The sequence below is a fragment of the Amycolatopsis sp. lyj-346 genome, assembly GCF_046548975.1.
Lineage (GTDB): Bacteria > Actinomycetota > Actinomycetes > Mycobacteriales > Pseudonocardiaceae > Amycolatopsis.
Genome location: NZ_JAJPWT010000015.1, coordinates 28,156 through 34,329, shown reverse-complemented (window position 1 = coordinate 34,329; position 6,174 = coordinate 28,156). Strand labels below are relative to the sequence as shown.

General features: G+C 73.5%; 5 protein-coding genes. 4 read left to right on the top strand and 1 reads right to left on the bottom strand.

The window, feature by feature from the left end:
- Positions 1-29: 29 nt before the first annotated feature.
- Positions 30-1,754 carry a condensation domain-containing protein gene (locus tag ACLJQE_RS33835; protein ID WP_410643606.1) on the bottom strand — a complete coding sequence of 575 codons (1,725 nt, stop codon included), beginning with the start codon at positions 1,752-1,754 and terminating at the stop codon, positions 30-32.
- 201 nt (positions 1,755-1,955) lie between these two features.
- Here ACLJQE_RS33835 and ACLJQE_RS33830 point away from each other — a divergent pair, with 201 nt between their 5' ends.
- The 4 genes from ACLJQE_RS33830 to ACLJQE_RS33815 all read left to right on the top strand — a co-directional run bounded on the left by ACLJQE_RS33830 (position 1,956) and on the right by ACLJQE_RS33815 (position 6,170).
- On the top strand, positions 1,956-2,165 hold the full coding sequence (locus ACLJQE_RS33830; protein ID WP_410643605.1) for an MbtH family protein: 210 nt from the start codon (positions 1,956-1,958) through the stop codon (positions 2,163-2,165).
- 86 nt (positions 2,166-2,251) lie between these two features.
- Positions 2,252-3,544: an enoyl-CoA hydratase/isomerase family protein gene (locus ACLJQE_RS33825; RefSeq protein ID WP_410643604.1), complete on the top strand. Its 1,293-nt coding sequence runs from the start codon at positions 2,252-2,254 to the stop codon at positions 3,542-3,544.
- A complete protein-coding gene (locus ACLJQE_RS33820; RefSeq protein ID WP_410643603.1) occupies positions 3,541-4,740 on the top strand; it encodes an MFS transporter in 1,200 nt (399 codons plus the stop codon). Before ACLJQE_RS33825 ends, ACLJQE_RS33820 begins: the two co-directional genes overlap by 4 nt.
- Positions 4,737-6,170, top strand: a complete 1,434-nt coding sequence (locus ACLJQE_RS33815) for a formyltransferase family protein (protein ID WP_410643602.1) — start codon at positions 4,737-4,739, stop codon at positions 6,168-6,170. Before ACLJQE_RS33820 ends, ACLJQE_RS33815 begins: the two co-directional genes overlap by 4 nt.
- Positions 6,171-6,174 lie beyond the last annotated feature (4 nt).

Genomic DNA, 6,174 nt, shown 5'->3' with positions numbered 1-6,174 from the left:
CGTCACTGTGCCGTTCTCCCTGTCGAGATTCACCGCGACGACTTCTCCGACGCCACCACGCGGGCCAGCCCGGCCAGACCGGGGTTGCGGAACACGGTCAGCACGGGCACCTTCGCCCCGAGCTTCTGCTCGATCCGGGCGACCATCCGCACCACGTCCAAGGACCGGCCGCCCAGGTCGAAGAAGTCCGCGGAGACGTCGATGCCGGCGGCCGGCCGGCCGAGGACCTCGGCCCAGATCGCGGCCAGCGCGGCCGCCAGCTCGTCGTCGGTGTCCGGTCCGGCCTCCCCCGGCTCGGGCGCGATGCCCGCCTCGGCGGCCACGAGGCGGGTCCCGACCAGCGGCGCCGACCGGGTGGTGGGGCGATCGGGATCCGCGCAGGCCTCGGCGAGCACCGCCAGGTAGTCCCGGACGAGCCCCTCGACGGTCTCGCGCTCGAGCAGAGCCGTTTTGAACGTCGCCGTGCCGCGCAGGGCGGCCCCGGTGTCGACCAGGCGGACCGTCAGGTCCATTTTGGACGTTCCGGTCGGGATCTCCCGAGGCGGCACGGCCAGTTCACCCAGCCGCAGCGCCGGGTAGGCGGTGTCGTATTCGAACAACACGGTCGGCAGCCGGTCGGCGGTGGCCGCCCGCGGCCGGCCCTGCGCCCGGAGGGTGGCGAGCCGGAGTTCCTCGACCACCTCGGCGAACGCCGGGTCGCCGTCGAACCCGGCCCGCAGCGGGACGACCGTCACGAACGTGCCGACGACGTCCCGGACCGCCGCCTCGGCCCGGCCGGCGAACGGCGAGCCCACCACGATGTCCCGCCAGCCGGTGGCGTGGTGCAGGACGGTTTGGAAGGCCGCGAGCAGCACCACGTACGGCGTGGTTCCCAGCCGCTTGGCCACGTCCCGCACCGCGCCCGGGTCGGTGACCGCGAACGGAACCTCGCCGCCCGCCGTGCCGGCCCGGGCGGCCTGGTCGCCCAGCGCGAGCGGCGGCCGGGGGCCGTCCGCCCGATCGTCCACGCCGGACGGCCGGACGGTGTCCGCATAGGACTTCGCCGGAGCGGGCACGGTGCCGTTGCCGCAGGCGGCCGAGATCTCGTCGATGACGATCCGCCAGGACCAGCCATCGATCACCAGGTGGTGGCACACCAGGACGAGCTCGCGCTCGCCGGGCAGGCCCACCAGCGCCACCCGCACCAGCGGCCCGGTGGCCTGGTCGAACGGCCGGACCGCCAGCTCGGCCAGCAGTGCCTCGGCGGCGGCCCGATCCGCCACGCGATGGCGGGCGACGACCGGTGCCGCCACGTCGAACCGCTGCGCGGGAGCACCGTCGACGACCAGGAAGCGGGCGCGGAAGGCGTCGTGGCGGCGCAGCACGTGCGCCACGGCCTGGCACACCACGTCCTCGTCGACACCATCGGGCAGGGCGAACGCCAAGGCGACGTGATAGGCCGAGGGGCCGGTGGCCACCTGTTCGGCGAGCCAGATCCGCTCCTGGGCCGGCGACAGCGGGCTTGCCCGGCGGGCACGCAGGGCCGCGTCCACCTCGGCCGCCACAGCCGTGGTCGTGGGGGTCGAGAACAGCACCTCCAGCGGGAGGTCCACTCCGAAGTGCTCGGAGATCCGGCCGGCCGCGACGATGGCCAGCATCGAATGACCGCCGGCCGCGAAGAAATTCTCTTCCGGGCCGACGTCCGCTATTCCAAGAACCTCGGCCCAGATCGAGGCGACAACACGTTCGGTCGATCCGGAAATGTCTTCCCCCATTTTTGTCATTCCTCTCGACCTCACCGCAGGACAGTCGCCGACCTGCTTCGACAGCGCTGGAGCAGTGTGGCACGGGCCGCGTGACAACCACGTGATAGCGCCGTGACAAATAGCCGGACACGTCATTTCCACACTGGACAAGACCAGCCGGGAAATCTATGAATTGACGGACGCCAGCCACCGGAATGCTGAGGGGCACGGATGACCAACCCATTCGAAGACGAGGACGGCCGGTACCTGGTGCTGGTCAACGACGAGGGCCAGCACTCGCTGTGGCCGGTCCACGTGGAGGTGCCCACGGGCTGGCGAACGGTGTTCGGCGAGAACACCCGGCAGGCCTGCCTGGACTACGTGAACGAGCACTGGCAGGACCTGCGCCCGCTCAGCCTGATCGAGGCGATGGGCCGCTGAACGCCGGCCCGACACGAGAACAGGACCGTCATGCCCACAGGGATGTCAGCCGGGCCCGCCCGGCCATCGAACCCGGAGCCAGGCCGGTGACCACGACGAACAGCGTGCTCGGCGACCGCGCCGCGACGACGCTGCGCGCACTGAGCGACGACTACGACCGGCTCGCCCGCCTCGAACGCGGCCGACCGGACACCGAGACGCTGCTGGCCCGTGGCCGGGAGCTGCGCGAAGAGCTGCTCGACCGGCACGCGTCCACCATCTACCACGACATCACCGACGGGCTGACCACCTCACTCCGGCTGGCGGAGCTGCTGCGGGTCGCGGCCGACCGGTTTCCCGGGCTGGTGCCTTCGGCGGCCGCGTTGGCGCGGGAACACGCCAGGAGCCGCCGGGACAAGCTGGGGGTCGAGGTCGACCAGGGCATCCTGGTCGCGCACCTGCTCGCCGACCCCGTCACCGGCGAGCACCTGATGGAAGCGATGACCCTCCCGCATCCCCGGTCCACGGCCGCGCTGGCCGAGCTGCGCCGGACCGGCTCGGCCGACCTCGGCCCGGTCCGGGTGGACCGGGCCGGCCGCGTCGGCCACGTGACCCTCCAGAACCTCGAGGCGCTCAACTCGGAGGACGCGGCGACGACCGAGGCGCTGGAGATCGCCGTGGACGTGGTACTGCTCGACGACGAGATCGACATCGGCGTCCTGCGCGGCGCCCGGATGGTGCACCCGCGCTGGGCAGGCCGCCGGGTGTTCGGCTCGGGCATCAACCTGACCCGCCTGCACGACGGCCGGATCCCGCTGGTGGAGTTCTTCCTGGAGCGGGAGCTCGGCGTGGTCAGCAAGATCCAGCGTGGCCACCCGCTCGGCGGGCGCGGATCGACCGGCACCCGGCGGGAGAAGCCGTGGATCGCCGCGGTCGACAGCTTCGCGATCGGCGGCGCGTGCCAGTTCCTGCTCGTGGTCGACCACGTCATCGCCGAAGCGGACGCGTACTTCAGCCTGCCCGCGACCCGGGAAGGCATCGTCCCGGGGTGCGGCGGCGGCCGGCTGGCCCGTGCCATCGGCGAGCAGCGGGCCAAGCGCGTCGTCTTCTTCGGCGACCGCATCCCCGTGTCCACCTCGGACGGACAGCGGCTGGCGGGCGACATCGTGCCCGCCGAGGACATGGCGGAGCGGATCGACGCCGCGGCCGCCCACCTCACCCTGGCGGGCATGCAGAGCGTGCGGGCCAACCGCCGCGCGCTGCGGCTGGCCACCGAGCCGCTCGCGACGTTCCGCCAGGTGATGTCCGCGTACGCGCGGGACCAGGCGTACTGCGCGGACGATCCGGCGCTGGTCGCCAACCTCGAACGGGTGTGGCCGACGGCACGGAGGTCGGCATGACGGCCGCGGCCACGCTCACCGCGCGCGGGCGGACCCGGGCCCTGCTGCTGCTCGCCTCCGGCGCCGGGATCTCCGCGATGGGGTCCCAGGTGAGCTGGATCGGGCTGACGAGCAAGCTGCAGGGTGTCGGCGTCTACGCGGTCTCCGTGCTGTTCATCGCCGCCACCGCGGGCAACGTCCTGGGTGCGCCGGTGGCGGGCATGCTGGCGGACCGCTACCCCAACCGGCGGTTGCTGATCACCGCCATGACCGTGCAGGGCCTGCTCCTGCTGAGCCTGCTCCTCACGTTCTCCCCGGCGCTGACCTGGGTGACGGTCGCACTGGTGGGCGCGTCCGGGTGTGTGGTCGGCACGACGACCGCCGCGCTGGTACCGCACATCACCGGCGAAGACGACAGCATGCGCGGGTATTCGTGGCACGGCACGGCGATGACCGTCGGCAGCCTCGGCGGGGTGGTGCTCGGCGGCGTCCTCGCGACCACCTCCGGGGTGCAGTGGGCGCTGCTGATCGACGGGCTGACGTCGCTCGTGCAGGCCGCGCTGATGGCGACCATCCGCGCCGACCGGGTACCCCGCCGCGACCGCGAGTCCCAGACGGACGAGCGGCGGGCCGGCCTTTCCCACATCCTGCGCGACGTCCGCCTCGGCACCAGGCTGCTCGCCCAGTTCTTCGTGGTGTGCGCGACGACCGTGGCCTTCCTCGGCGAAATCTTCCTGATCACCGACGTGATGCACGCGACCCCGTTCTGGTACGGCCTCATGGTCGGCTGCTGGGGCTGCGGCGCCCTGCTGGGGTCGACCCAGGCCCGCCGGCTCCGCGGCGACCGCCTGCGAGCCGTGGCGTACGTCGCCGGGGTGGCCGGCCTGACCGTCGCGCTGCTCGCGCCGGCCGCCTGGCCGTTCCTGCTGGCCAACGGGCTGGGCTGGCTCGTGGGCGGGGCCTGCCGGTCCTTGTCCAATGTGCTCACCAACGTCTTCGTGCAGGCGCACACGCCGGACGAGTACCGCGGCCGGGTGTTCGCCGCCGCGGACTCCGTCACGGTCGCGGCCAACCTGGTGGGCACGGCGGCCGGTGGCGCGCTGGTCGCCGGCATCGGTCCCCGCGGTTCGCTGGTCGCGGCCGCCGCGGCCTGTGCGGTGGCCGCGCTGGTGGCGGCCGCCGCGCACGTCCTCCTGCACCGGGACGGTGGCACGTGACGGACCGGCTGACCGCGTGGCTGATCGGGTCCGGCTCGCTGCTCCAGACCTGTCACGACGTCCTGGTGCGCCGTGGCCACCGGGTCACGGCCGTGATCTCCGCGGACGAGCCCACCCTGCGCTGGGCGTCCCAGCAGGACGTCCCGTGCGCCCGGCGGCTGGACGCCGTGGCCGCCGAAGCGCCGGACCACCTGTTCAGCCTGGCCAACCCCGCCATCCTCACCCCCGGCGAGCTGCGCATCCCGCGCAGGTTCGCGGTCAACAGCCACTACGGCCCGTTGCCCGCGTACGCCGGCCTGAACGCCCAGCACTGGGCGATCATGCGAGGCGAACGGACGTACGGGATCAGCTGGCACGTGATGTCCCCTGGCATCGACGACGGCGACCTGCTGCTGCAGCGGAGTTTCGACATCCCGGCCGGGGCAACCACCCTCGACCTCAACGTCAGGTGCCTGCGGGAGAGCGTCGAGAGCTTTCCGTCCCTTGTGGACAAGGTCGCCGACGGCCACGCGGGCACACCCCAGGACCGGTCCGCCCGGTCGTACTTCTCCCGGGCCACTCCCCTGCCGCGCGCCGGCGTGCTCGACTGGGCGGTCCCGGCGGAGCCGACCGCCCGTCAGTGCCGGGCCGGCCAGACCGGCCCGTTCGACAACACCTTCGGCGTCCTCCGCTGGGTGACCGAGCACGCGGTCGCGCTGGTCCGGGCCGCGACCGCGCTCCCCGGCGCGGACGGGCCACCGGGCACCCTCGTCCTCGACGACGACCGGGCGCCCCGGCTGACCACCACCGACGGCGTCCTGACCGTCACCCGGATGTCCACAGTGGATGGACAGGACCTGGTGCCCGGCCCCTGGCTCCGGGAGCAGGGCTTCCGCTCCGGCACCGTGACACCCCGCCACGACGACCTCGCGCCCGTCGAGGCGCTCGCGGCCCGCAGCCTCGCCCACGAAGGCTTCTGGCTGCGGCAGCTCGGCCACCGCCCCGCAACGCTGCCGATCCCCGAAGACGCCGCGGCCGGAGAGCTGACCCTGGCCGAGAGCGTGCCGGCCTCCCGCTGGCCGGCCGCGCTCGCGGAACTCACCGGCCGGCCGGTGACCACGGCCTGGCAGCTGCCGGACCTGCCTCCGCTCGGGCCGGGGCTGGCGGCCCTGTTCGCCGCCTCCGCCCCGATCACCGTCGAACCCGGCCAGGACCCGGCCCACGGGGAAGCCGAGATCCTCCGCCGCGGCACCTACCTGCGGGACATCGTCGCCCGCCACCCCCATCGCGAGCTGGCGAGCGCCGCCTGCCCGGTGTCGATCGGCACCACCCACCTCCCGGCCCGCCAGCTGTCCATCCGGGCCGGCGCCGACGGCGCCGTGCAACTGCGCTCCCCGGTCTGGACGACCCGGACGCTGACCTGGCTCGCCCGGCAGGTGGGCACGCCGTGAACCA

Excerpts from the sequence above, each read along its gene's own strand:
- ACLJQE_RS33820 (WP_410643603.1), top strand. The coding sequence starts at position 3,541 with ATGACGGCCGCGGCCACGCTCACCGCGCGCGGGCGGACCCGGGCCCTG.
- ACLJQE_RS33835 (WP_410643606.1), bottom strand. The coding sequence starts at position 1,754 with ATGGGGGAAGACATTTCCGGATCGACCGAACGTGTTGTCGCCTCGATC.
- ACLJQE_RS33830 (WP_410643605.1), top strand. The coding sequence starts at position 1,956 with ATGACCAACCCATTCGAAGACGAGGACGGCCGGTACCTGGTGCTGGTC.